The 23296-nt window shown below is 36.1% G+C and carries 18 protein-coding genes; 12 read left to right on the top strand and 6 right to left on the bottom strand.

Translation table 11 applies throughout. The features are described from left to right. Window positions 1–12 precede the first annotated feature (12 nt). The 6 genes from B045_RS0105995 (at window position 13) to B045_RS0105970 (ending at window position 7945) form a co-directional block, all read left to right on the top strand. A complete protein-coding gene (locus tag B045_RS0105995; RefSeq protein ID WP_018463367.1) occupies window positions 13–1080 on the top strand; it encodes a bifunctional 3-deoxy-7-phosphoheptulonate synthase/chorismate mutase type II in 1068 nt (355 codons plus the stop codon). Window position 1081: 1 nt separating this feature from the next. Next, window positions 1082–1867, top strand: a complete 786-nt coding sequence (locus B045_RS0105990) for a prephenate dehydrogenase (protein ID WP_018463366.1) — start codon at window positions 1082–1084, stop codon at window positions 1865–1867. 10 nt (window positions 1868–1877) lie between these two features. Continuing rightward, complete coding sequence (locus B045_RS0105985; protein ID WP_018463365.1) at window positions 1878–2819, top strand: endonuclease/exonuclease/phosphatase family protein; 942 nt, start codon at window positions 1878–1880, stop codon at window positions 2817–2819. Between the two features lie 204 nt (window positions 2820–3023). Continuing rightward, a complete protein-coding gene (gene ffh / locus B045_RS0105980) occupies window positions 3024–4373 on the top strand; it encodes a signal recognition particle protein (RefSeq protein WP_018463364.1) in 1350 nt (449 codons plus the stop codon). Window positions 4374–4390: 17 nt separating this feature from the next. Beyond that, window positions 4391–5269, top strand: a complete 879-nt coding sequence (folD, locus tag B045_RS0105975) for a bifunctional methylenetetrahydrofolate dehydrogenase/methenyltetrahydrofolate cyclohydrolase FolD (RefSeq protein ID WP_018463363.1) — start codon at window positions 4391–4393, stop codon at window positions 5267–5269. 102 nt (window positions 5270–5371) lie between these two features. Continuing rightward, entirely contained in the window at window positions 5372–7945 is a 2574-nt protein-coding gene (locus B045_RS0105970; RefSeq protein WP_025883194.1) for an alpha-L-arabinofuranosidase C-terminal domain-containing protein, read from the top strand. Between the two features lie 6 nt (window positions 7946–7951). Here the strand turns inward: B045_RS0105970 and cobC are convergent, their stop codons facing one another. The 4 genes from cobC to B045_RS0105950 are packed head-to-tail and all read right to left on the bottom strand — an operon-like array spanning window position 7952 to window position 10869. Next, window positions 7952–8488 (bottom strand): alpha-ribazole phosphatase, encoded by a 537-nt coding sequence (cobC, locus tag B045_RS0105965; protein WP_018463361.1) that lies wholly within the window; start codon window positions 8486–8488, stop codon window positions 7952–7954. A 4-nt stretch (window positions 8489–8492) separates the two neighbouring features. Beyond that, the gene (locus B045_RS0105960) at window positions 8493–9293 is read right to left on the bottom strand and encodes an adenosylcobinamide-GDP ribazoletransferase (protein ID WP_018463360.1); all 801 of its coding nucleotides are present in this window, start codon (window positions 9291–9293) and stop codon (window positions 8493–8495) included. 2 nt (window positions 9294–9295) lie between these two features. After that, on the bottom strand, window positions 9296–10339 hold the full coding sequence (cobT, locus tag B045_RS0105955) for a nicotinate-nucleotide--dimethylbenzimidazole phosphoribosyltransferase (RefSeq protein WP_025883192.1): 1044 nt from the start codon (window positions 10337–10339) through the stop codon (window positions 9296–9298). A gap of 2 nt (window positions 10340–10341) precedes the next feature. Next, window positions 10342–10869, bottom strand: coding sequence for a bifunctional adenosylcobinamide kinase/adenosylcobinamide-phosphate guanylyltransferase (locus tag B045_RS0105950; protein ID WP_018463358.1), 528 nt, complete (start codon window positions 10867–10869; stop codon window positions 10342–10344). 224 nt (window positions 10870–11093) lie between these two features. Here B045_RS0105950 and B045_RS0105945 point away from each other — a divergent pair, with 224 nt between their 5' ends. The 6 genes from B045_RS0105945 to ilvC all read left to right on the top strand — a co-directional run bounded on the left by B045_RS0105945 (window position 11094) and on the right by ilvC (window position 18534). Continuing rightward, window positions 11094–12161: an OmpA family protein gene (locus B045_RS0105945; RefSeq protein WP_018463357.1), complete on the top strand. Its 1068-nt coding sequence runs from the start codon at window positions 11094–11096 to the stop codon at window positions 12159–12161. A 253-nt stretch (window positions 12162–12414) separates the two neighbouring features. Further along, window positions 12415–14217 carry a dihydroxy-acid dehydratase gene (gene ilvD, locus B045_RS0105940; protein ID WP_018463356.1) on the top strand — a complete coding sequence of 601 codons (1803 nt, stop codon included), beginning with the start codon at window positions 12415–12417 and terminating at the stop codon, window positions 14215–14217. Between the two features lie 35 nt (window positions 14218–14252). Beyond that, entirely contained in the window at window positions 14253–15968 is a 1716-nt protein-coding gene (ilvB, locus tag B045_RS0105935) for a biosynthetic-type acetolactate synthase large subunit (protein ID WP_018463355.1), read from the top strand. 19 nt (window positions 15969–15987) lie between these two features. After that, window positions 15988–16530, top strand: a complete 543-nt coding sequence (gene ilvN, locus B045_RS0105930) for an acetolactate synthase small subunit (RefSeq protein ID WP_018463354.1) — start codon at window positions 15988–15990, stop codon at window positions 16528–16530. Next, a complete protein-coding gene (locus B045_RS0105925) occupies window positions 16523–17299 on the top strand; it encodes an acyl-[acyl-carrier-protein] thioesterase (protein WP_018463353.1) in 777 nt (258 codons plus the stop codon). Before ilvN ends, B045_RS0105925 begins: the two co-directional genes overlap by 8 nt. A gap of 191 nt (window positions 17300–17490) precedes the next feature. Then, on the top strand, window positions 17491–18534 hold the full coding sequence (ilvC, locus tag B045_RS0105920; RefSeq protein WP_018463352.1) for a ketol-acid reductoisomerase: 1044 nt from the start codon (window positions 17491–17493) through the stop codon (window positions 18532–18534). A gap of 1052 nt (window positions 18535–19586) precedes the next feature. Here ilvC and B045_RS0105915 read toward each other — a convergent pair. Then, complete coding sequence (locus B045_RS0105915; RefSeq protein WP_025883187.1) at window positions 19587–21488, bottom strand: RecQ family ATP-dependent DNA helicase; 1902 nt, start codon at window positions 21486–21488, stop codon at window positions 19587–19589. Then, window positions 21488–23233: a single-stranded-DNA-specific exonuclease RecJ gene (gene recJ / locus B045_RS0105910; protein ID WP_018463350.1), complete on the bottom strand. Its 1746-nt coding sequence runs from the start codon at window positions 23231–23233 to the stop codon at window positions 21488–21490. Before recJ ends, B045_RS0105915 begins: the two co-directional genes overlap by 1 nt. Between the last annotated feature and the right edge of the window lie 63 nt (window positions 23234–23296).

Genomic DNA, 23296 nt, shown 5'->3' with positions numbered 1-23296 from the left:
ATATATACAATTATGGAACTCGAATTACAATCCCTTAATTTGCCGAGCGATAATGAACGTCCTTCATGTGTAATTGCCGGACCTTGTTCTGCAGAAACAGAAGAACAAGTACTTACAACAGCTAAACAACTAGCAGCCAAGGGCTGCCATATATTCCGCGCGGGTATTTGGAAACCACGTACAAAACCAGGTGGTTTTGAAGGTAAGGGAGAGGAAGCTCTGCCTTGGATGAAAAAAGTAAAAGAACAAACAGGCATGCTCACTGCAACTGAAGTTGCAACTCCTGAGCATGTTGAGCAGGCTTTGAAGTATGGTATAGACGTTTTGTGGGTTGGAGCTCGCACAAGCGCAAACCCTTTTGCTATGCAGGCTTTGGCTGATAGTTTGAAAGGTGTTGATGTGACTGTTTTAGTCAAAAATCCAGTAAATCCTGATCTAGAATTATGGATAGGTGCTCTTCAACGTCTCAATCAATCAGGAATAAAGCGCCTTGGAGCAATACATCGTGGTTTCTCAAGCTATGATAAGAAAATTTATCGAAATCTTCCAATGTGGCAGATTCCAATAGAGTTGCACAGACGTATTCCAGAGTTGCCAATGATCTGTGATCCAAGTCATATTGGTGGAAGACGTGATCTTATCGCACCTCTTTGCCAACAGGCAATGGATTTAGGTTTTGATGGTCTTATTGTTGAGAGCCACTGCAATCCAGACGAGGCATGGAGCGATGCTAAACAGCAAGTTACTCCAGATATATTGGATTATATCCTCAGTTTGCTTGTTGTGCGTGATGAACATACTACAACAGAGGGACTGCGCCTACTTCGTTCACAAATAGATGAACTTGATAATCAGCTGATGGACCTTCTTGCAAAACGAATGCGAGTTTGTCGTGAAATTGGTACATACAAGAAGGAACATAATATGACTGTGCTTCAAGCTACACGTTATAATGAAATACTAGAAAAACGTGGTGCACAGGCTAGTCTGTGTGGAATGAATCCTGAATTTGCAGCTCAGGTATTTGAGCATATTCATGAAGAGAGTGTGCGTCAGCAGTTGGAAATAGTAAATCAGTAAGATGAAAATATTGATAATGGGAGCAGGTAAGATGGGAAGTTTTTTCATCGACCTGCTCAGTTTTGAACATGAGGTGGCTGTATATGAGAAAGATGCCAAGAGAATGCGCTTTACATATAACTGCCAACGTTTTACAACATTGGACGAAGTTAAGAACTTTGCACCAGAATTGGTTATAAATGCAGTTACTGTTAAATATACTCTATCTGCATTTAAGGAAATTTTGCCATATTTGCCAACGGAATGTATCGTTAGTGATATCGCAAGTGTAAAGACTGGTTTGAAGGATTTTTATGAGCAGAGTGGACATCCTTATGTCAGTACTCACCCTATGTTTGGTCCAACTTTTGCAAATCTTAACCAACTCAGTGAGGAAAACGCAATCATAATTAGTGAGGGTGATTACATGGGACGTATATTCTTTAAGGATCTATATCAGAAGCTTGGACTTAATATATATGAATACACCTTCCTTGAACATGATGAGACTGTAGCTTACTCATTGAGTATTCCGTTTGTGTCTACATTTGTTTTTGCAGCTGTAATGAAACACCAGGATGCTCCTGGAACCACTTTTAAGCGTCACATGCGTATAGCTAAAGGTGTATTAAGTGAAGATGATTATCTGCTTCAGGAAATATTGTTCAATCCTTATACAAGTGGTCAGGTGTCCAAAATACGCGAGGAACTGAAGGTACTGATAGATATTATAGATAAAAAGGATGCTGAAGCGATGAAGGCATATCTTACCAAGATTAGACAGCATGTAAAAGAGGATCTGGTATGATAATTCAGTTATGAAAATATTTTATTTGTTGCTCAGTATTTTTACTTTCGTAGAATTGAACTGTGAGAATCTTTTTGATACTCAACATGATTCACTGAAGAATGATACTGAGTTTCTTCCTGATAGCTATCATTATTGGAATAATGGTAGATATTGGAAGAAGATTAATCATATTGGTCAGGAAATAATAGCATGTGGTGAGGATTCTGGACGTTGGATGCTCCCTGATATGGTAGCATTGTGCGAGGTTGAGAATGACAGTGTTATGCGTGACTTGACAAAACGTTCATTACTCCGCCAGGCCAGATACGAATATCTTGTTACAAATTCTCCAGATGAAAGAGGCATAGATGTGGCTTTGCTATATTCTCCATTTTCGTTTCAATTAATTGATTGGCATCCCATAAGAATTACTCCGATAAAAGACATGAGACCTACTCGTGATATCCTTTACGCATCAGGAAAAATTATCAGCGGCGATACTATTCATGTATTTGTTGTTCATGCTCCAAGTCGAGCTGGTGGTGAATTGGCTTCACGACCAAATAGAATGGCTGTTGCTAAGGTACTTATTTCAGCTATTGATTCTATAAAGATAATCTCCCCATTGGCAAAGATTGTTGTTGCAGGAGATTTTAATGACTATGCTAGTGATAAAAGTTTACAATATATAAGCAATTTCGGAATGACGGATGTTTCGATTGATGCCCGTGGTAATAATGGGGCTAAAGGAACATATAAGTATAAAGGAGAATGGGGGAGTCTTGACCATGTTTTTTGCAGTAATACACTAAAATCATTGGTTATAAGTTGTAGCATTGCTGATTATAAGTTTCTTCTTGTTGAAGATGAAATTTATGGCGGTGTGCAGCCTTTCAGAAATTTTAGAGGAGCAAAATATCTTAATGGTTATAGTGATCATTTACCTTTGATTACGAAATTCAAACAGTAAACGGCAATATTATGTAACAATACCATAAAAATATTCATGGAGAGTAAAGTAGAAACTCTATTAATTTTTTTTAAAATATTATCTAACACTCTTTTTTATATTATTAATTATGTAATTTTGCATGAAAGCAGTATAGTACATCGTTTTTACGACATAAAGTGAGTACATTTTGCGTTGAAAGAGAAATAAAAAAAGAAATATCATATGTTTGAAAATCTTAGTGATAGATTAGAGCGCTCATTCAAAATACTCAAGGGCGAGGGACAAATCACCGAAATAAACGTTGCTGAAACTCTTAAAGATGTGCGCAGAGCACTTCTTGATGCCGATGTTAACTACAAAGTAGCAAAAGCTTTTGCTGACAATGTAAAGAAAAAGGCAATGGGTATGAATGTGCTAACCGCTGTGAAACCAGGTCAATTGATGATTAAATTGGTTCATGACGAATTGGCAGAACTCATGGGAGGGGATACTTCTGAACTTAAACTTGAAGGTCATCCTGCTATAATATTGATGAGTGGTCTTCAAGGTTCAGGTAAAACCACATTTAGTGGAAAACTAGCTAATATACTAAAGACAAAGAAAAATAAAAAACCTTTGTTGGTAGCTTGTGATGTGTATCGTCCTGCCGCTGTAGAACAGTTAAAAGTCGTAGGCGAACAAATTGCTGTACCTGTATATTCTGAGCCAGAAAGCAAAAATGTGATTGATATTGCAAAGAATGCAATACAAGAGGCTAAGGCTAAAGGCTATGATGTTGTTATTGTGGATACTGCCGGTCGACTTGCCGTTGATGAGCAGATGATGACAGAGATATCTAATCTTAAAATAGCTTTGAATCCTGATGAAACATTGTTTGTTGTTGATTCAATGACTGGTCAAGATGCAGTTAATACAGCTAAGGAATTTAATGATAGATTAGATTTTGACGGAGTTGTCCTCACTAAATTGGATGGTGATACACGTGGTGGTGCTGCACTTTCTATCAGAACAGTCGTAACTAAACCAATTAAGTTTGTTGGTACTGGTGAGAAGATGGAAGCTATAGACGTTTTCCATCCTGCACGTATGGCTGATCGTATCTTGGGAATGGGTGATATTGTTTCACTAGTTGAACGTGCCCAAGAACAGTTTGATGAGGAAGAAGCTAAGAGACTTCAGAAAAAAATACAGAAAAATAAATTTGATTTTAATGACTTCCTTAATCAGATAGAGCAGATTAAAAAAATGGGTAATCTGAAAGACTTGGCAAGTATGATTCCGGGAGTAGGAAAGGCTATAAAGGATGTTGATATAGATGATAATGCTTTTAATGGTATTGAAGCTATTATTAGAAGTATGACTCCAGTAGAGCGTACAACTCCAGAGATTCTTAATACTAGTCGCCGTCAAAGAATAGCCAAAGGTTCTGGTACAAGCATACAGGAAGTTAATAAACTTGTAAAGCAGTTTGATCAGACTCGTAAAATGATGAAAATGGTTACTGGTAATCAGATGGCAGGCATGATGAGCCGCATGAAAGGTATGAAAATGCCTGGAATGCCAAAACAATAATATAAATTATTACTATAATGCAATTAATCGATGGGAAGGCCACAGCGGCAGCTATCAAGGCTGAAATAGCTGAAGAGGTAAAAGAGATTCTAGCGGCAGGTGGTAAGCAACCACATTTAGCTGCTGTTTTGGTTGGTCACGATGGTGGCTCTGAAACTTATGTCAAGAACAAAGTCATTGCATGTGAACAATGTGGATTTAAGTCAACTCTAATTCGTTATGAGGATGATGTCACAGAGGAAGAACTACTTTTATGCGTTGATCGATTGAATAAAGATTCTGATGTTGACGGCTTTATTGTTCAGCTGCCTTTGCCAAAGCATATTGATGAACAAAAAATTATCATGGCAATTGACTATCGTAAAGATGTAGATGGATTTCATCCTATTAACGTTGGAAGAATGGCAATTGGTCTACCTTGTTTTATCTCTGCAACTCCGTTGGGTATAATAACATTGTTAAAACATTATGGTATAGAAACAAGTGGCAAAAAATGTGTGGTGTTAGGAAGAAGTAATATTGTTGGTAAGCCAATGGCTCAATTAATGATGCAGAAAAATTTTGGTGATGCTACGGTTACAGTTTGCCATAGTCATTCAAAAGATTTAAAGAAGGAATGCTTTGAAGCAGACATTATAATAGCTGCAATTGGTAGACCAAATTTTGTTACGGCTGATATGGTAAAAGATGGTGCTGTAATAGTTGATGTCGGCACAACACGTGTTCCCGATGCTACACGAAAGAGTGGATTTAGACTTAATGGTGACGTAAAGTTTGATGAAGTCGCTCAAAAATGTTCTTTTATAACCCCTGTCCCTGGAGGCGTTGGTCCTATGACCATATGTTCTCTAATGAAGAATACATTGGCAGCAGGTAAAAAAGAATATTATAAATGAAAAGAATATATAACTTGATTTTTTTATAACTCTCTAATTTTTACGGGACTGGTACGCAGTGATGCGAATCAGTCCCCTTTTAATGAGACAAAATGTATTATCATGAAGAAGTTAAATGTACTTTTAATATCGCTAGTGTTTCAATTAAGTGCTATGGCGCAGAATGTAGAACCAGAATATATGATATCTGGTAAAGATTCAACATGTCAAATATTTGTTTATTCTCCAGGAGAAAGCGGAGGACTGCGTCTTGCTTATCTTGGTGAGAATGAAAAATGGAATGATGTCGGACAGTTGTGCTCTTCAGACTATGGTCAATGGGGTGCAGAGAAAAAGATGCATAATCCTTTTGTAATTAAGGCAAAAGATGGAACTTGGCGTGCTGTTTGGGGAGTTAATAATACTGCTCCTACTTTTGCTGCTGCGTATTCTGAGGATTTGATAACATGGCGCCCGCAAGACTATCCTTTAGTTGCTGAATGTGGAGTTAATAATCCTATTATTTACCAAATGGATGATGGTGGTTTTGATATTTATCTTAAAACCGCAAAAGGTAAGAGATATATCCATGCTTCTGAAGATTTTCGACATTTTGAGGAAGATTCTGTTGAATCGGAGGCAGCTGATGTCTTATGGCAAATGGACAGAGATACTGTAAATGGAAAGTCGTATTTAGGGAATGAATTTGAAATACCTGCATTTCATCTTAATTATATCAGAAACTGGTTTAATACTTTAGATAAGGATAACCTAAGATATAGTGAGAAAATGGCCGATGATGGAAAGCATTTTCCAAATATAGGTGATAGTATAAATGCAACTATTGATATTGATTTTACAAAAACTAAGAAAATAAGTAATAAGTTGATCGGAGTGTTCTTTGAAGATATTAATTACGCTGCCGATGGAGGATTGTATGCTGAACTTTTAAGAAATAGAGATTTTGAGTATACTGATAAAGATCATGTTGGATGGAATGCTTCGACTGGTTGGAAGTCAGATCAGCCAATAGTTATATCTACGGATAAACCTTTAAGTAAAAATAATCAGCATTATGCAATAATAAACAAGAGCTCACTTATTAATTCAGGATGGGATGACATAATCTCGTCTAAAGGAAACGATTTTGATTTCTCTATGTTTGCACGTTGCATTGATGGTAAAAAAAATCAATTAATAATTTCTCTTGTTGATTCTTTGGGAAATTCTATTGCCGAAGGAAAAATTAAAATAGAAGGTAATGAATGGATTAAGTATAACTTGAATTTAAAACTAGATACAAAAAAGCATCAAGAATATGTAGATAAGCTTCATAATCTTACTTTGATTATAACCGGTAAGAACCAAGGACAGATAGCTGTAGATATGATTTCTTTATTTCCTCATCAAACCTTCAAAGGTCATGGAATGAGGATTGACTTAGCTCAGGCAATAGCAAATCTTAAACCAAAGTTTGTTCGTTTCCCTGGAGGATGTATGTTGCATGGTGATGGGCTGGACAATATATATAATTGGAAAGAGACTATTGGACCTTTACAAGATAGAAAGCCTGAAAGAAATATCTGGAATTATCATCAGTCTAGAGGATTGGGATACTACGAATATTTCCAGTTCTGTGAAGATATAGGAGCAGAACCTTTACCTGTTATGGCTGCGGGAGTGCCTTGTCAGAATTCTTCTGCTAACACAAAGGGTATAGGAGGTCAACAATGTGGTATTCCTATGGATCAAATGCCTGAATATATACAGAATATACTAGATATGATAGAATGGGCTAATGGTGATCCTGCTACTTCAAAATGGGCAAAAATGCGTCAAGAAGCAGGTCATCCGGCTCCATTCAATCTAAAAATGATAGGTATTGGCAATGAAGATTTAATATCAACAGTTTTCGAGGAAAGATATTTAATGATATGTAAAGCTGTTAAAGCTAAATATCCAAATATTGAGGTCGTTGGCACTGTCGGTCCTTTTCACAATCCTTCGTCAGATTATATTGAGGGATGGAAATTTGCCAATCAAAATAAGAAATATATTGACGCTGTTGATGAACATTATTATGAATCTACAGGTTGGTTCTTGCATAATACTGATTATTATGACAGTTATGATAGAAATGCTCCGAAGGTATATCTTGGTGAATATGCATCACATACAAGAACTATGGAATCAGCATTAGCTGAAGCGATATATCTTTGCAATATAGAGCGCAATGCTGATGTTGTTGAAATGGCGAGTTATGCTCCGCTGCTATGTAATGATAAGCATAAGAATTGGAATCCAGATCTTATTTATTTTGATGAAACAAATATTGTTACTACCCCGAGCTATGAAACCCAGGCTTTGTTTTCAAATTACTCTGGTGATAAGTATATCAGCTCAAAGATAAATATTGATGATAAGTATGCTTATCGTGTGGCTTCAAGTGTAGTGAGAGACGAAACTAAAGGTAAGACATATCTTAAGCTTGTTAACGCATTACCAACAAAGGTCTGTATTAAAGTGAATGGTATGAATCTTTCTTCAAATATAAAATATGTGATGTTTGGAGGAAAACCAGAAAGCAAGACAACAGAGAAAATTTCAAATGATGCTAATAATACAAGTTCAGCATTAATAATAGGTAATAATATAATCCAACTCCCAGCTTATTCTGTTGTTGGAATAGAACTATAGAGGTTCTTAAATCTCTATAGTTTCAATGCCTCCGTAATCTATAAGATTTTCGAAGGCATTTTCTTTTTTGAATAATTTCCCATATATTCCTGCACATATCAAAACACCTCCATGGGCGAATATCGCAACATTCTTATATGACTTATCCTTTAATTCATCAAGAAAATCAGCAACACGCTGATATAATATAGGAAAACTCTCACCTCCTGTTGCTTCCAAGTGCATATAGTCGTTATACCAATCAAGTATATGGGGATCCTCATTAGCGATATCATCATATAAGCGCATTTCCCAATCACCCATATTCATTTCTTTAAGTCTATTTTCTAATATTGGATTTGAATAACCACATGCTGCAGCTAACTTTCGAGCTCTGGTGAGTGGGGAAGAATAAACAATATCAAAAGGTTTTAAATACTCTAATTTTTCTTTTGTTATAGCCGCTTCTTCCATAAAAGTTTCTGCCACAGGAATATCACTCCAACCATAACATGTTCCCTTTGGAACTCCAACTTTTGTGTGTCTGATAAGTGTAACTTTCATTATCTTAATTTGTAAAATAATTATAGTGAGTAATTATAAACGTTATGTAGAAACTTAATTCTGTCATTAGAAATATTGCTCCACAACAGTCTCCTGTATAACCATGTATGCGCTTCCATACAAATAGATATAGAAAATACAATACAATTCCTGGGACTGTAATACATATATAAGATAAACCGAAAAAGTACCAGATAATAGAAATAGGGATTCCACCTTGTAACATCAACAATATACCTCCTCGCATATTGAATTTCTTATATACGACACCATTTTTTGCAGTTTCTGCAGTCCGAGCGTATGGCATCATTTGAATAATCTGGGATGTTAGCATTTTACAGAAAGGATCAGCTGCAATTACCATTATTGCTGCATTCATTGGTGAACATAGAGATAGACATTTATAAAATGTAAAGAGATAGAATGTAATTCCAAGTACACCGTATGTCCCAATTTTACTGTCTTTCATAATGTCGAGAATCCTTTTTCTGTCATTACCTCCACCACCAAAACCATCTATAAAGTCGGTTAGCCCATCTTCATGTAAAGCTCCTGTTATCGCTATTCGTGATAGAATAGCTAATATTATAGCTAGATCGTATGGCATGAATCTTGGTCCGAAAAATAATATAACAGCCATTATTGGTGCTGTAATCCACCCAACAAGAGGCCAAAATTCAACAACGGTTTCATAAGCTTCTTTGGGTGGTTGATGCATTCTCCAGAATGGTAATCTTGTAAAGAAAATTAGTGCAGCCCAGATTCGATCGTATAATTTTATGTCTTTTTCTATTGAAACAAGCATTTTTAAAAATATTTTGTTATATGTGCATTATTGAAATTATTCATTTCGTTCGTCATGTTCACTGCAGATTGAATGATGGGGTAGGCACATAGTGCTCCTGTGCCTTCTCCGAGTCTCAATCCCAGAGATAATAGTGGCTTGGCATTGAGTATGTTTAGCATTTTGCGGTGTCCAGATTCATCTCCGCAGTGTCCGAAAATTGCATATTTTAGTATTTCTGGATACAATTTGCTTGCGGCCAAAATGCATGCAGACATAATGAAACCATCAACAAGTATTAATACATGCTTCTCAGCGGCTCTAAGCATGCTTCCTATAGCACCGACCATTTCGAAACCGCCAAAATATCTAATTGTATCAATTATATCGTGATTGCTAGTATTGAATTTTTCAATTGATTTTTTTAAAATGTCGTATTTGTGTTTTATACCTTCGTCCGACAACCCAGCTCCAGCACCTATACATTCTTTAAGCGGAATACCTCCAAAGATACTCATCCAAATACTGGATGGACTAGTGTTTGCAATGCCCATTTCTCCAATACAGATTACGTTACACCCTTCTGTGATACATTCATCAGTCATAGCGACACCTATATCAATTGCATTTCTGAATTGTTCTTCTGTCATCGCTGGTTCATAAAGAAAATTCTTTGTACCATTTGCAATTTTTCGATTGATTATCTTTGGATAGTCAGATAAGTTATGATCTACTCCTATATCCACAATTTTTAATTCAAATCCGTGTTGGTGACAAAACATGTTTACACCTCCTCCACCTTTTGTGAAATTTATCATTTGCTGCCAAGTAACGTTACGTGGAGAAACCGAAACGCCCTCTCTCTCAACACCATGATCGCCACCGAAAAGTATGTGGCAAGGATGTAATAACTCTGGCGATAGAGTTTGCTGTATCAGACAAATTTGCAATGCTAAATCCTCAAGCATTCCTAAAGAGCCTTTTGGCTTGTTTAGATTATCAATTTTGTATTGAATGTCTTGTTTTATATCCAAGCAAGGTGATTGTATGTTAAATCTTCTTTTCATAATTATTTTATTTTTATAGGAATACCTGAAACCATAAGGATAACTTCATCTGCTTTGCTTGCCACGTATTGATTCATCCAACCTTCCATATCTGTGAATCGTCTTTGTATAGCATTATCGCTAACGCCACCGCTACCAATTTCGTTAGTTACAAATATAAATGTCGCATCTTGATTTGTGAATTTATCAAATTCTTCTTTGATTGCTTTTAAAGCTTCGTCAACACTAGGCTGATTTTTGTCTTCACGACTTTTGTCATAAAAAAAATTAGTACACCATAATGTTATACAATCTATAACACAAACCTTATTATAAATATAATGGCGTGAAAGAAATTTTTCTTCTTCTATGTTTGTCCAATTAGAGCCTCGTCGTTCTTGGTGTTTCTTAACTCTTATCATAAACTCTTGGTCCCAAATATGTGCTGTAGCAAGATAAATGGGGCTTGGACTAAGACTAAGAGCCAAATCTTCGGCATAAACGCTTTTTCCGGAACGTTGTCCACCAGTTATGAGGATAATTTTTTTCATACTGCGAAGATAGCAAAAAGTTATTCAATTTACCAAACAAAATACAAAAAACAATGAGCTAAAGTGCTTAATACACAATAATTGAATTGATTTTGCTCATTTTTCATGTTATATAGCATAAATTTATTAATAAAAATTTGGATGTTTCGATAATTTTTACGTACTTTGCAATCAGAAATTAGAACATAGAAAAATCAATAATTATTAATTAATTTTAGAGAGACATGAAAAAGTTAGTTTTATTATTCACTGCTGCTGTTTTAGCAGTTTCTGCTTCTGCACAGACTGTAGAAGAGAGTAAAACATTTGACAACATTTATGTAGGTATAAATGGTGGTCTTGCAACAAAGGCTACAGGTCATTCTTGGATGAAGGGCCTTGATCCTAATTTTGGTGTACGCATTGGTCGTAATTTTACTCCTGTTTTGGGTGCTGCAATCGAAAGCAACGCTTATTTCTCAAATAAACCTTGGAATTCTACTGGTACTGTTGTTCGCTACCTTAACACAAGCCTTCTTGGTACTGTTAATTTGAGCAACTGGTTCGGTGGTTATCTTGGTCAGCCACGTCCATTTGAGGTTAGTGTTGTTGCTGGTATCGGTTGGGGACATCTTTTTGGAAATTCAATTGAGTATGATAAAGCTGGAGCCATTAACAACCTTACTTCTAAGGTAGCTCTTGATTTTGCTTTCAACCTTGGTGCTGATAAGGCATGGCAGATTTACATTGAACCAGCAATTATGTATGGTCTTAATGACAAGTCTAACACTCCTTACAACCTAGGAAATGATGGAACAAAGTTTGATGTAAACCATGCTTTCGTTCAGTTGAATGCAGGTGTTGTTTACAAGTTCAAGAATTCTAATGGTACTCACAACTTCAAAATTGCTCAATTACGTGATCAGAGCGAAATTGATGGTTTGAATGCTCAGATTAGTGATCTTCGCAATGAACTTGCTAAGAAGCCTAAGGAAGTTATCAAGGAAGTTATCAAGGAGGTTCCTGCAGAGGCACAAGCATGTCCTGTTTTCGTAACATTCGCTCAGGGTAAGGCTAACCTTACTAAGGATGCTAAGAAGGTTCTAGACAATATTGCTAATGGTGTAACTGTTGAAATTATCGGTACAGCTTCTCCAGAAGGTTCTGCAAAGGTTAACAAGAAGGTTTCTCAGATTCGTGCTAACAATGTTGCTAAGTACTTGAAGTCTAAGGGCGTTATAGTTAAGGAAGCAACTGGTAAGGGTGTAGAGGGTGTTACATCTAACCGTCTTGCTGTAGTTTACGTAAAGTAACAAACAATTAACTGAATTATATTAGTTAAGATATTCCCTAGTGGCACCAGCCGCTAGGGTTTTTTTATTGTTAATTTCGAGTATTTTTGATAAATCAAAACTTTTTTATGCGTTTATATTACATAAATGATGTATTTGTGAATAATATGCTTTAAATTGTTGGTTGTTTCGTATTTTCTAATTATCTTTGCAAATTAAATAAAGAGAAGATTGTTCTCAATTATGATATTTGTATAAAAAATACATTATAGGTATGAAACATCAATTAAGAAGTACTGTCTGTACAGAAGGCAGAAGAATGGCTGGCGCTAGAGCTTTATGGGTTGCTGCTGGCATGAAGCATGAACAATTTGGTAAACCAATTATAGCAATAGTCAATAGTTTTACTCAATTCGTTCCTGGACATACACATCTTCATGAAATAGGTCAGATTGTTAAAAAGGAAATAGAGAGTATGGGGTGTTATGCTGCAGAGTTTAATACTATCGCTATAGATGATGGTATTGCAATGGGACATGATGGAATGCTTTATTCTTTACCTTCAAGAGATATAATAGCTGACTCTGTTGAGTATATGGTTAATGCTCATAAGGCAGATGCTATGATATGTATATCAAATTGTGATAAAGTTACTCCTGGCATGCTTATGGCTTCAATGAGACTAAATATTCCAACTATATTTTGTTCTGGAGGTCCGATGGAAGCTGGTCGTTGGAAAAACGAAAATGCCGATTTGATTACTGCGATGGTTAAGGGTGCTGACCCATCTGTAAGTGATGCTGAAATGAAAGAAATAGAAAGTAGTGCATGTCCTGGTTGTGGTAGCTGTTCGGGTATGTTTACAGCAAATTCTATGAACTCACTTACTGAAGCTATTGGTTTGGCTCTTCCTGGAAATGGAACTATCTTAGCAACTCACAAAAATAGAATACAATTATTTAAAGATGCTGCTCGTCAGATAGTCAAAAATGCTTTCTCTTATTATGAAGATGGTAATGATAGTGTCTTACCGCGTAGTATAGCTACCCGCAATGCTTTTCTTAATGCTATGGCTCTTGATATTGCTATGGGGGGTAGTACTAATACCGTCCTTCATCTTCTTGCTGTTGCTCAGGAAGGTGATGTAGATTTCAAAATGAAGGATATTGATGAATTGAGTCGTAAAGTTCCTTGTTTGTGTATGCTAGCTCCAAATACTCAAAAATATAGCGTTCAAGAGTGCAATAGAGCAGGTGGAATACTTGGCATCTTGAATGAATTAAACAAAGCTGGATTGCTTCATGGAGATACAAATAGAGTTGATGGTATGACACTTGATGCAACTCTTTCTAAATATTCCATTACAGGTACAACTATTAATCCTGATGCCGATAGAATTTACCATAGTGCACCTGGACATAGATTTTCTACTCAAATGGGTAGTCAGGATGAGAAATGGGACAGTCTTGATACAGATCGTTCAAATGGATGTATAAGGGATTTTGAACATGCTTATACTAAAGATGGTGGGCTTGGTGTTCTATTTGGAAATATAGCTCAAGATGGATGTGTTGTTAAAACAGCTGGAGTTGATAAATCTTTATGGCATTTTTCTGGGCCTGCTGTTGTCTTTGATAGTCAAGAAGATGCTTGTGATGGCATACTTAGTGGCAAAGTTAAAAAAGGAGACTGTGTAGTTATTACACATGAAGGTCCCAAGGGTGGTCCTGGTATGCAGGAAATGCTTTATCCAACTTCTTATATTAAGAGTATGCACATGGGAAAAGAATGTGCATTGATTACAGATGGACGTTTTTCTGGTGGAACTTCTGGATTGAGTATTGGTCATATTTCTCCAGAGGCTGCTGCTGGTGGTAATATCGGTAAGATAAAAGATGGTGATATTATTGAAATTGATATTCCGAACCGTAGTATAAACGTAAAACTAAGTGATGAGGAATTGTCTGTACGTAAACAACAACCTTTAAAGCGTAACAGAGTTGTTAGTAAAGCTTTAAGAGCTTATGCTCAAAGTGTTAGTTCTGCTGATAAAGGTGGCGTAAGAATGATTGATTGATATTGAATATGTTTTAGTAGTTTAAGTTATATATAATGAGTAAAGAAGTAATTACAGGTTCTGAAGCATTGATGCGTTCTTTGCATAATGAAGGTGTTAAGACTATATTCGGTTATCCGGGTGGTGCGATAATGCCTGTATTCGATGCTTTGTATGGTTACACTAGAGGTGAAAAGAAGATGTTTGATCACATCTTAGTACGTCACGAGCAGGCTGCTGCTCATGCTGCCCAAGGGTATGCACGAGTCAGTGGAGATGTTGGTGTTTGCCTTGTGACTAGTGGACCGGGAGCTACTAACACATTGACGGGTATTGCTGATGCAATGATGGATTCCACTCCAATTGTTGTAATAGCAGGACAGGTAGGCGTTGGAGCTTTGGGTACTGATGCTTTTCAGGAAGTTGATTTAGTAGGAGTCGCACAACCTATTACAAAATGGGCTTACCAAATACGTCGTCCCGAAGATGTGGCTTGGGCTGTGAGCCGTGCTTTTTATATTGCGCGTTCTGGCCGTCCAGGACCTGTTGTTCTTGACTTTCCAAAAAATGCACAGAACCATACTTGCGAATGGAATCCAATAAAAGTTGACAATGTAAGGTCATATAATCCATATCCTGCAATTGACAGTAGCGCTATTGAAGAAGCTGCAAAGCTAATCAATGGGGCAAAAAAACCGTTTGCATTGGTAGGACAGGGTGTTGAATTAGGAAATGCACAGAATGAACTTGTCGAGTTCCTTGAAAAAGCCGACATTCCTGCTGGTCGCACATTGCTAGGATTGTCTGCATTACCATCTGATCATCCTTTAGATATTGGTATGTTGGGAATGCATGGTAGTTATGCTGCCAATATGAAAACTCAGGAGTGCGACGTACTTATAGCAATAGGTATGCGATTCAGTGATAGAGTTACTGGGTTACCTTCTACATATGCAAAACAAGCAAAGATAATTCATCTTGATATTGATGCATCAGAGATAAATAAAAACATTAAAGCTGATGTTGCAGTATTGGGAAACTGTAAGGAAACCCTTCCTGCGATATCAAGTTTGTTGAATGAAAATAATCATCGTGCATGGCGTGATTCGTTTAAGAAATATGATGATATGGAAACGGAGAAGGTCATTGAGCCAGGTATTCATCCAACAGAAGGTCCTTTGTTGATGGGCGAGGTTACACATGTTGTTGCTGAAGTTACTAATGGAGAGGCCGTATTGGTGAATGATGTTGGTCAAAATCAGATGATATCTAGTCGCTATTTTAAGTTTAAAAATAAGCGTTCTATTGTTACTAGTGGAGGTTTTGGCACAATGGGATTTGGGCTTCCTGCGGCTATCGGTGCAAGTTTTGGCGCTCCAGAAAGAACAATCTGTTGTTTTTGTGGAGATGGAGGCTTACAGATGAGTATACAAGAGTTTGGCACTATAATGGAGCAACAGGCACCTGTAAAGATAATCCTTCTTAATAATAATTTCCTAGGGAATGTACGTCAGTGGCAAGATTTAATGTTTAATGGTCGTTATTCATTCACTCATATGATGAATCCACATTATCAGGAAATTTCTAAGGCATATAACATTCCTTATGATCTTGTTGTTGACCGTAAAGATTTGCGTTCTAAAGTTGAAAAGATGATTTCAACAAAGGGACCTTATTTCTTGGAATGTTCCATTAAGGAAAATGAAGATATAGTTCCTATGACATTACCTGGAAAGAGTGTTGATGGAATGTTGCTTGAACTTGATTATTAGTATTTCAAATTTTAAGTAAATGGAAAAAAAATTATATACATTATTAGTCTATTCTGAGAATATCGCCGGTATATTAAATCAAATAACGGCGGTATTTACTCGTAGACAAGTAAATATAGAGAGTTTAAATGTTTCTGCTAGCAGTATATTAAATGTACACAAGTATACGATTACTGCATGGAGTGATGAAGAGCAGATAAATAAAATAACAAAAGCCATTGAGAAGAAAATTGATGTTGTGAAAGCTGATTATTATACTGATGAACAGCTCTTTATTCACGAAGTGGCTCTTTTTAAAATTTCAACGCCTGTATTGTTGGATAACCCTGAAGTATCTCGTACTATTCGTAGGCATGATGCGCGTATGATGGAAGTCAACCATACTTACAGTACTGTGTTATTAGCTGGTTTGACAGAGGATATCGCTGACTTATTTAATAAATTAAACGATTTTAAATGTCTACTACAATATACAAGAAGTGGCCGTATAGCAGTGACAAGAAGTTTTGATGAACCTATATCTGATTTCTTACACGAACAGGAGAGTAAAGATAATGACTGATATTTTGGATAAAGTTGGTTGCTATAAATTTTTAGCTGAGCCTTTTCATTGCGACTTTTCGAAACATTTGTTTATGGGACATCTGGGAAATCATATGTTGAATGCAGCTGATTTCCATTCTAATGAGCGTGGATACGGGATGAGCTATTTAAATCCAATTCACAAGACTTGGGTCCTGTCAAGGTTGGCAATAGAAATGACTGATATGCCTATATCATATGATAAGTTTAATATTGAGACATGGGTAGACGGTGTTATGAAATTTTTCACAAGTCGAAATTTCACAGTTGTTAATTCTGATTCAAATAAGATTTATGGATATGGTAAGAGCATTTGGGCTATGATAGACACTGATACGCGTCAGCCTGTTGACATATTAGCTGTTCATGATGGTCTTATTCTTGACTATGTTGATAAAGAAAAACAATGTCCTATCGCTAAATGTTCACGAGTTAAGATGTCTGCAGATGCAAAGCTTGTAAGGACCATAGATACAAACTATAGTGATGTTGATATAAATGGACATATCAATAGTGTAAAATATATTGAACATATTCTTGATTTATGGAATTTAGATTGGTATCTTCATAATACAATTAAACGCTTTGAAATTGCATATGTTGCAGAAAGTCACAGTGGAGATAAATTGAATTTTTACAGTGAGCATACTTCTGAAGATGAATATTGCATAAGAATAACAAAAAGTTCTAAAATAAATGCTGATGAAGTCGAAGTTGTTAGAAGTATGGTTAATTTTGTAAAAGATTGAAAGAATGTTTGGTAGTTTCGTTTTAAAGTGTTACCTTTGCGTACGAAAAATATTTGAAATCCCTAGCTGAAACCTTGGATAGGTAGTGGAATGGATCTATAAAACGACTGTCTTTGGAAAAGACAGGCATGATTCTAAGGGATAATAATAACCCGCGATCCCTTAATGAGGGCGCACATTTTTTTTAAAATATGGCAGAAATGAATTTTGGTGGAGTTGTAGAAACTGTTGTCACCAGTAAGGAATTTTCTTTGGAGAAGGCTCGTGAAGTACTAAAAAATGAAACGATTGCCGTAATTGGTTATGGTATTCAGGGACCAGGTCAGGCTTGTAACTTGCGTGATAACGGATTTAATGTTATCGTAGGTCAGCGTGAAGGTAAAACTTATGAAAAATGTCTTGCAGATGGTTGGGTTCCAGGAAAGACTCTTTTCTCAATTGAGGAAGCTGTACAAAAAGGTACAATTGTTTGTATGTTGCTTTCTGACGCTGGTCAGATTGCTGTTTGGCCAAAAATTAAGCAGTATCTAACTGCTGGCAAAACTTTGTATTATTCTCATGGATTTGCTATCAATTGGCAAGATCGTACAAATGTCATTCCACCAAAGGATATTGATGTCATAATGGTTGCACCTAAGGGTTCTGGTACTTCTCTTCGTACCATGTTCTGTGAAGGTCGTGGATTGAACTGTTCTTATGCTGTTTATCAGGATGCGTCTGGTCATGCAGAGGACAAGACTATAGCATTTGGTATTGGTATCGGTGCTGGATATTTATTTAAGACTACATTCCAGCGTGAGGCTACATCTGATCTGACTGGTGAAAGAGGTTCTTTGATGGGTGCCATTGAGGGATTGCTTGAAGCACAGTATGATGTATTGCGTGAAAATGGTCACACTCCATCTGAGGCTTTCAATGAAACTGTTGAAGAATTAACTCAAAGTTTGATGCCATTGTTTGGTGCTAAGGGTATGGATTGGATGTATGCTAACTGTTCTACAACAGCGCAGCGTGGTGCTCTTGATTGGGCTCCTCGTTTCCGTGAAGCTATTAAGCCAGTTATGCAATGGCTATACCTTAGTGTAAAGACTGGTAATGAGGCTCAGATTTCTATTGATAAGAATTCTATGTCTGATTATCGTGAGAAGTTGAATGCTGAATTAGCGGCTATGCGCAACAAGGAAATGTGGCAGGCTGGTAATACAGTTCGTAAACTTCGTCCTGAAAATAATTAATTTTTTTCTCGTACATAATGTTGTAAGGGGAAGTTTCCTGTGAGGGAGATTTCCCTTTTTTGTATATTGTTACTCATAGTACTCTTTATAATTTCATAATCGTTTTGCATAATATATATAGTTTGTTGTTTTGGTTAAATAGTAAACCATAAATGCTTTATTATTACTAAAAGTTTTTTTATGTAAATGGTTTTTCGTTAATTTAGGGGTGATATCCTCTATAAACCTAATCTGGCTAAAGACAGTATTTCTGATAATGATTTGTTTACCAGCTCTAAGTAGTATCCTTTTTCATGTTCAACAATTCTATTACACAACGAGTGTAATTGAATTACTCACGTTATGTAACACGGTTACACACGTTGTGTAATCGAGTTACCTACGTTGTGTAATCGGGTTGCACACATGCTGATGTAATTTAATTACATATATACTGATGTAGTAGAATTGTATATTTGCTGATGTAATCCGATTGCTCAAAAGGCTTTGAAATTTGGGTAGGCGTTTGTGCATTCAGCTTCGAAAGTTATTTCCACACTTTCAAATTGATTCTATCATATTTATTATTTGTATGTAATGGTTTTTTGAACTAGATATGCTGTTTAGAAAAGTCAATCTATATATTTGATAAAACTCAATCAGTGTAAAAAATATGTATGGTGTAAATAGCATAATTGCTAAAAAAACACTAAAAAAAGGTGTGCTTTGGAGTTTAATGTCACTTTTAGGCCGATAATGTCACTTAATGTCACTCGCTCANCCCTTATAAACAAAGGGTTTGTGACAAAGTGACATTAGTTACATTGAAAAAACTTTTTCTGATAGAGAGTCCAATTCTATTCCTTGAAGTACATCACCCCCTAAATTGACTAAGAACAGTGGTAATAATAAAATTACATGAATATCATATATGATTAATGTAAAACATTGATAATTACTACGTTTACTAATGCATGTCTATTAGATATCCTACATGTTCCTTTTTATAATTTTCACGCTGGAATAATATCGTAACTTATATTATAAGTAAACCTGAGTGTTGCGCGTAAAGACTACTTATCATTGATCATGATATATCCACAATCATTAATGATGTATTCTTCATTAATTAAAAATTCTAATGCTTCATCCAACTGCCTGTCAGGAATGTTCATTTCATTTAGTTCTGTAATATGATGCTTTTTCCCGTCTTTCAACATTTCAAGTATTCTTTTCTTCGGTAAAGAAATTCTATCTTCTGAAGCTTGGTCTGTATTGTGCTCAAGACAAACATCACATAATCCACAGTCATTACTGTCTGTTTCACCAAAATATCTTAATAACTGTCTACTTCTGCATACATTATCATTTTTGGCATATTCTATGATTGCCTCAATCCTCTTTACAAATTCAATTTTTCTGTCTTCATACACACTCTTTGAGATGATAATCCTTTCACCGTCATCTCTACTCTTTGAATATGAGATGTAAGGTGTTTTCCGTTGTGGAATAAAATGAATTATCCTTTTCATGGTCAGATTCTTTAATATCAAATATACCTGTTGTTGTGTAAGTCCTGATTTTTGAGCGACTAGCACTTCATCAATATATGTGTAATCATTGAAAAGTCCACCGTACAGACGGAGTAGGGTAGTTATTACTTTATCTTCATTATTTGTAAGATTTTCAAGTATGTAAAGCTGATTGCGACTAAGTAGGAATATAAGTCTTGCACTGTTTTTAGGATCGTTTTCATAAACAATATAACCTGCTCTTTCTAAAATTCTTAATGATGAGTCAACAAGAATCATGGACAGTCCAAAGTTATGGCAGAATTTGCCTATATCAAAAGCGAATGTATGTCCTATGCCGCTACCGACACCTATCTGATAGAAATAAGCTAAACTGTCATATACCTTTCTAACATATTCCTTTTCAGGGAAGTTATCAGTAACACGTTTATGTAACTTTCTACAATCTCCGTCATTGTATAGCAAGACAGCATAAGCTTTTTTGCCATCTCGTCCCGCACGTCCTGCTTCTTGAAAATAGGCTTCAATTGAGTCTGGACAGTCTATATGGATAACTATTCTTACATTCGGTTTATCTATACCCATACCGAATGCATTTGTAGCCACTATTACGCGTGTTGTATCATTCTGCCATTCCTTTTGTCGTAAGTCTTTTGTGTAATGTTCTAGCCCTGCGTGATAGTAAGTTGCTTCAATATCATTATCTTTAAGCATTTGAGCGATTTCTTTTGTGCGTTTTCTGCTTCTTACATAAACAATTGCGGAACCTTTTACAGAATTTAGAATATGAATAAGTTGTTGGTCTTTATCTGATGTAAGTCTTACAACATAAGTTAGATTCTTTCTCTCAAAACTCATGCGGAAGACATTCTTTTCCTTAAATCCCAGTTTTTCCTGTATGTCATCAATAACTTCAGTTGTGGCAGTAGCTGTTAATGCCAATATGGAAACATCTGGTTTTAGTTTGCGTATATCTGAAATGTTAAGATAGGATGGTCTAAAGTCATATCCCCATTGACTTATACAGTGGGCTTCGTCTACAGTGATGAAACTCACCTTCATGTGCTTTAATTTGGCTTGGAAAAGCTCTGATGCAAGTCTTTCGGGTGAGACATATAAAATCTTCACTCCTCCAAATACGGCATTTTCAAGAACCTTTATTATTTTAGGTCTTGTCATACCAGAATATATAGAAGCAGCTTTGATACCAAGTTTTAGCAGGTGGTCAACTTGGTCTTTCATTAATGCAATAAGTGGAGTGATAACAATGCACACTCCATCCATTGCCAATGCCGGTACTTGAAAAGTTATAGATTTTCCTCCACCTGTAGGCATTAGCCCAAGGGTATCATGTCCGGCATAAATACTTTCAATAATATCTTTTTGTATTCCCCGGAAATCAGGATACCCCCAATATTGTTGTAGTATCTGCCGGCATTCCATTATAATTCAGCCTTATATTCTTCTTTTATTTCTTCTGGACGAATGTCTTCTATCTGTAATTGAATTTGGTTTCGCTTAAAAACATTTTCTTCAATTGTATATACTATATCAAACGATCTTTTACTTTTTATGTATCGTGCGGATGCACTTTGACCGAATGCTATTCCGTTTACAACATCACTTGACTTAGAATCAACAAGTTCCAGTTTTATATGTTCCTGCTCTCTTCCTACAACTTTACTAGTACCATAATCATAAACACCAAGAGTGCAAAATAATGGTTTGGTGCATTCCGGACCAAAAGGAGCGAAACGTTTTAAGTCGTTGTGGAGCTTTTTAGTTATGTCTTTGAAATCTATATGACTATCAATATTGATATTAGCCTCTGTCTGTTCCGGTTCTATGTGCTCTTCAACATATTTTTGGAATCTTTCTCTAAACTTCGGTATATCATTCCATTTTAGAGTTAAACCAGCTGCATATGTGTGACCGCCAAAATTAAGAAGTAAATCACGGCAACTCTTAATCGCAGCATAAACGTCAAAGCCTGTTACACTACGGGCTGACCCAGTTGCAAATTCACCGTCTTTAGTTAGAACAACAGTTGGACGAAAGTACATCTCTGTGAGGCGAGAGGCTACAATGCCGATAACACCTTTCTTCCAGTTTTCGTCATAAAGAACAATGCTTGAATGATGCTTCTGATTCTCAAGTTTTGAGACAATCGTATTAGCATCTTCTGTCATTTGCTTGTCAATATCCTTACGTAGCTCATTATATTCATCAATATGCTTCGCCTTTTTTATTGCCACTCCATAGTCTTTTTCTATAAGCAAGTCAACGCTTTCCTTTCCATTTTCCATTCTTCCAGAAGCGTTTATTCTTGGTCCAATCTTGAACACGATGTCGCTCATGGATATTTCTCGCCCGTTTAGACCACAAATATCAATAATAGCTTTCAGACCTATGCTTGGATTTTGGTTTAACTGTTTTAGTCCATGAAATGCAATTATCCTGTTTTCATCTGTTACGGGAACAATATCAGCTGCTATCGAAACAGCGCATAAATCGAGTAAAGGAATAAGATTTGAAAATGGAATGCCATTGTTCTTAGCCCAACCCTGCATGAATTTGAATCCTACGCCACATCCACATAGGCTTTTATATGAGAATGTGTCATCATGTCTCTTTGGATTTAATATAGCTACAGCTTGTGGCATTGTCTCGTCTGGAACATGATGGTCACAAATAATAAAATCTATACCAAGGCTTTTGGCATAGTCTATTTCCTTGATTGCTTTTATACCGCAGTCAAGTATTATAATAAGTTTTACACCAGTTTCATTCGCATAGTCTATTCCTTTTTTACTTACTCCATATCCTTCATCATATCTGTCAGGTATGTAATAGTCTATGTTAGAATAGAACTGTTGAAGAAACTTGTACACCAGTGCAACAGCAGTGCATCCGTCAACATCGTAATCTCCATATACAAGAATACGCTCTTTCCTGCCCATTGCATCATTCAGACGTTCTACTGCTATATCCATATCTTTCATGAGAAATGGATTTATGAGATCGGCTAATTGTGGGCGAAAGAATTTCTTGGCAGCGTATTCGGTATTAATACCGCGCTTGATAAGGAGTTGTGCTAGAATAGGACTGATACTCAACTTGTCACCAAGTTCTTTAGCTGCTTGTTTCTCTTCTGGTGTAGGTGGTTCGTAATTCCATTTGAAATGCATTTATATCGTTTTTATTTTCTTCTTGGTTATAATATGCTTAAAACATATGTCTTTTATGATTTT

This window comes from Segatella paludivivens DSM 17968 = JCM 13650 (genome assembly GCF_000373185.1).
Classification (GTDB): domain Bacteria; phylum Bacteroidota; class Bacteroidia; order Bacteroidales; family Bacteroidaceae; genus Prevotella; species Prevotella paludivivens.
Note: the sequence above shows the minus strand (reverse complement) of the source record. Positions and strands in the feature narration are given on the sequence as shown.

Coding starts and splice junctions, on each gene's coding strand:
- B045_RS0105995 (WP_018463367.1), top strand. CDS start 13: ATGGAACTCGAATTACAATCCCTTAATTTGCCGAGCGATAATGAACGT.
- B045_RS0105990 (WP_018463366.1), top strand. CDS start 1,082: ATGAAAATATTGATAATGGGAGCAGGTAAGATGGGAAGTTTTTTCATC.
- cobC (WP_018463361.1), bottom strand. CDS start 8,488: ATGAAAGTTACACTTATCAGACACACAAAAGTTGGAGTTCCAAAGGGA.
- ilvD (WP_018463356.1), top strand. CDS start 12,415: ATGAAACATCAATTAAGAAGTACTGTCTGTACAGAAGGCAGAAGAATG.
- folD (WP_018463363.1), top strand. CDS start 4,391: ATGCAATTAATCGATGGGAAGGCCACAGCGGCAGCTATCAAGGCTGAA.
- B045_RS0105915 (WP_025883187.1), bottom strand. CDS start 21,488: ATGGAATGCCGGCAGATACTACAACAATATTGGGGGTATCCTGATTTC.
- cobT (WP_025883192.1), bottom strand. CDS start 10,339: ATGAAAAGAAGATTTAACATACAATCACCTTGCTTGGATATAAAACAA.
- B045_RS0105950 (WP_018463358.1), bottom strand. CDS start 10,869: ATGAAAAAAATTATCCTCATAACTGGTGGACAACGTTCCGGAAAAAGC.
- ffh (WP_018463364.1), top strand. CDS start 3,024: ATGTTTGAAAATCTTAGTGATAGATTAGAGCGCTCATTCAAAATACTC.
- B045_RS0105960 (WP_018463360.1), bottom strand. CDS start 9,293: ATGCTTGTTTCAATAGAAAAAGACATAAAATTATACGATCGAATCTGG.
- B045_RS0105985 (WP_018463365.1), top strand. CDS start 1,878: ATGAAAATATTTTATTTGTTGCTCAGTATTTTTACTTTCGTAGAATTG.
- ilvB (WP_018463355.1), top strand. CDS start 14,253: ATGAGTAAAGAAGTAATTACAGGTTCTGAAGCATTGATGCGTTCTTTG.
- B045_RS0105970 (WP_025883194.1), top strand. CDS start 5,372: ATGAAGAAGTTAAATGTACTTTTAATATCGCTAGTGTTTCAATTAAGT.
- B045_RS0105945 (WP_018463357.1), top strand. CDS start 11,094: ATGAAAAAGTTAGTTTTATTATTCACTGCTGCTGTTTTAGCAGTTTCT.
- B045_RS0105925 (WP_018463353.1), top strand. CDS start 16,523: ATGACTGATATTTTGGATAAAGTTGGTTGCTATAAATTTTTAGCTGAG.
- ilvC (WP_018463352.1), top strand. CDS start 17,491: ATGGCAGAAATGAATTTTGGTGGAGTTGTAGAAACTGTTGTCACCAGT.
- ilvN (WP_018463354.1), top strand. CDS start 15,988: ATGGAAAAAAAATTATATACATTATTAGTCTATTCTGAGAATATCGCC.
- recJ (WP_018463350.1), bottom strand. CDS start 23,233: ATGCATTTCAAATGGAATTACGAACCACCTACACCAGAAGAGAAACAA.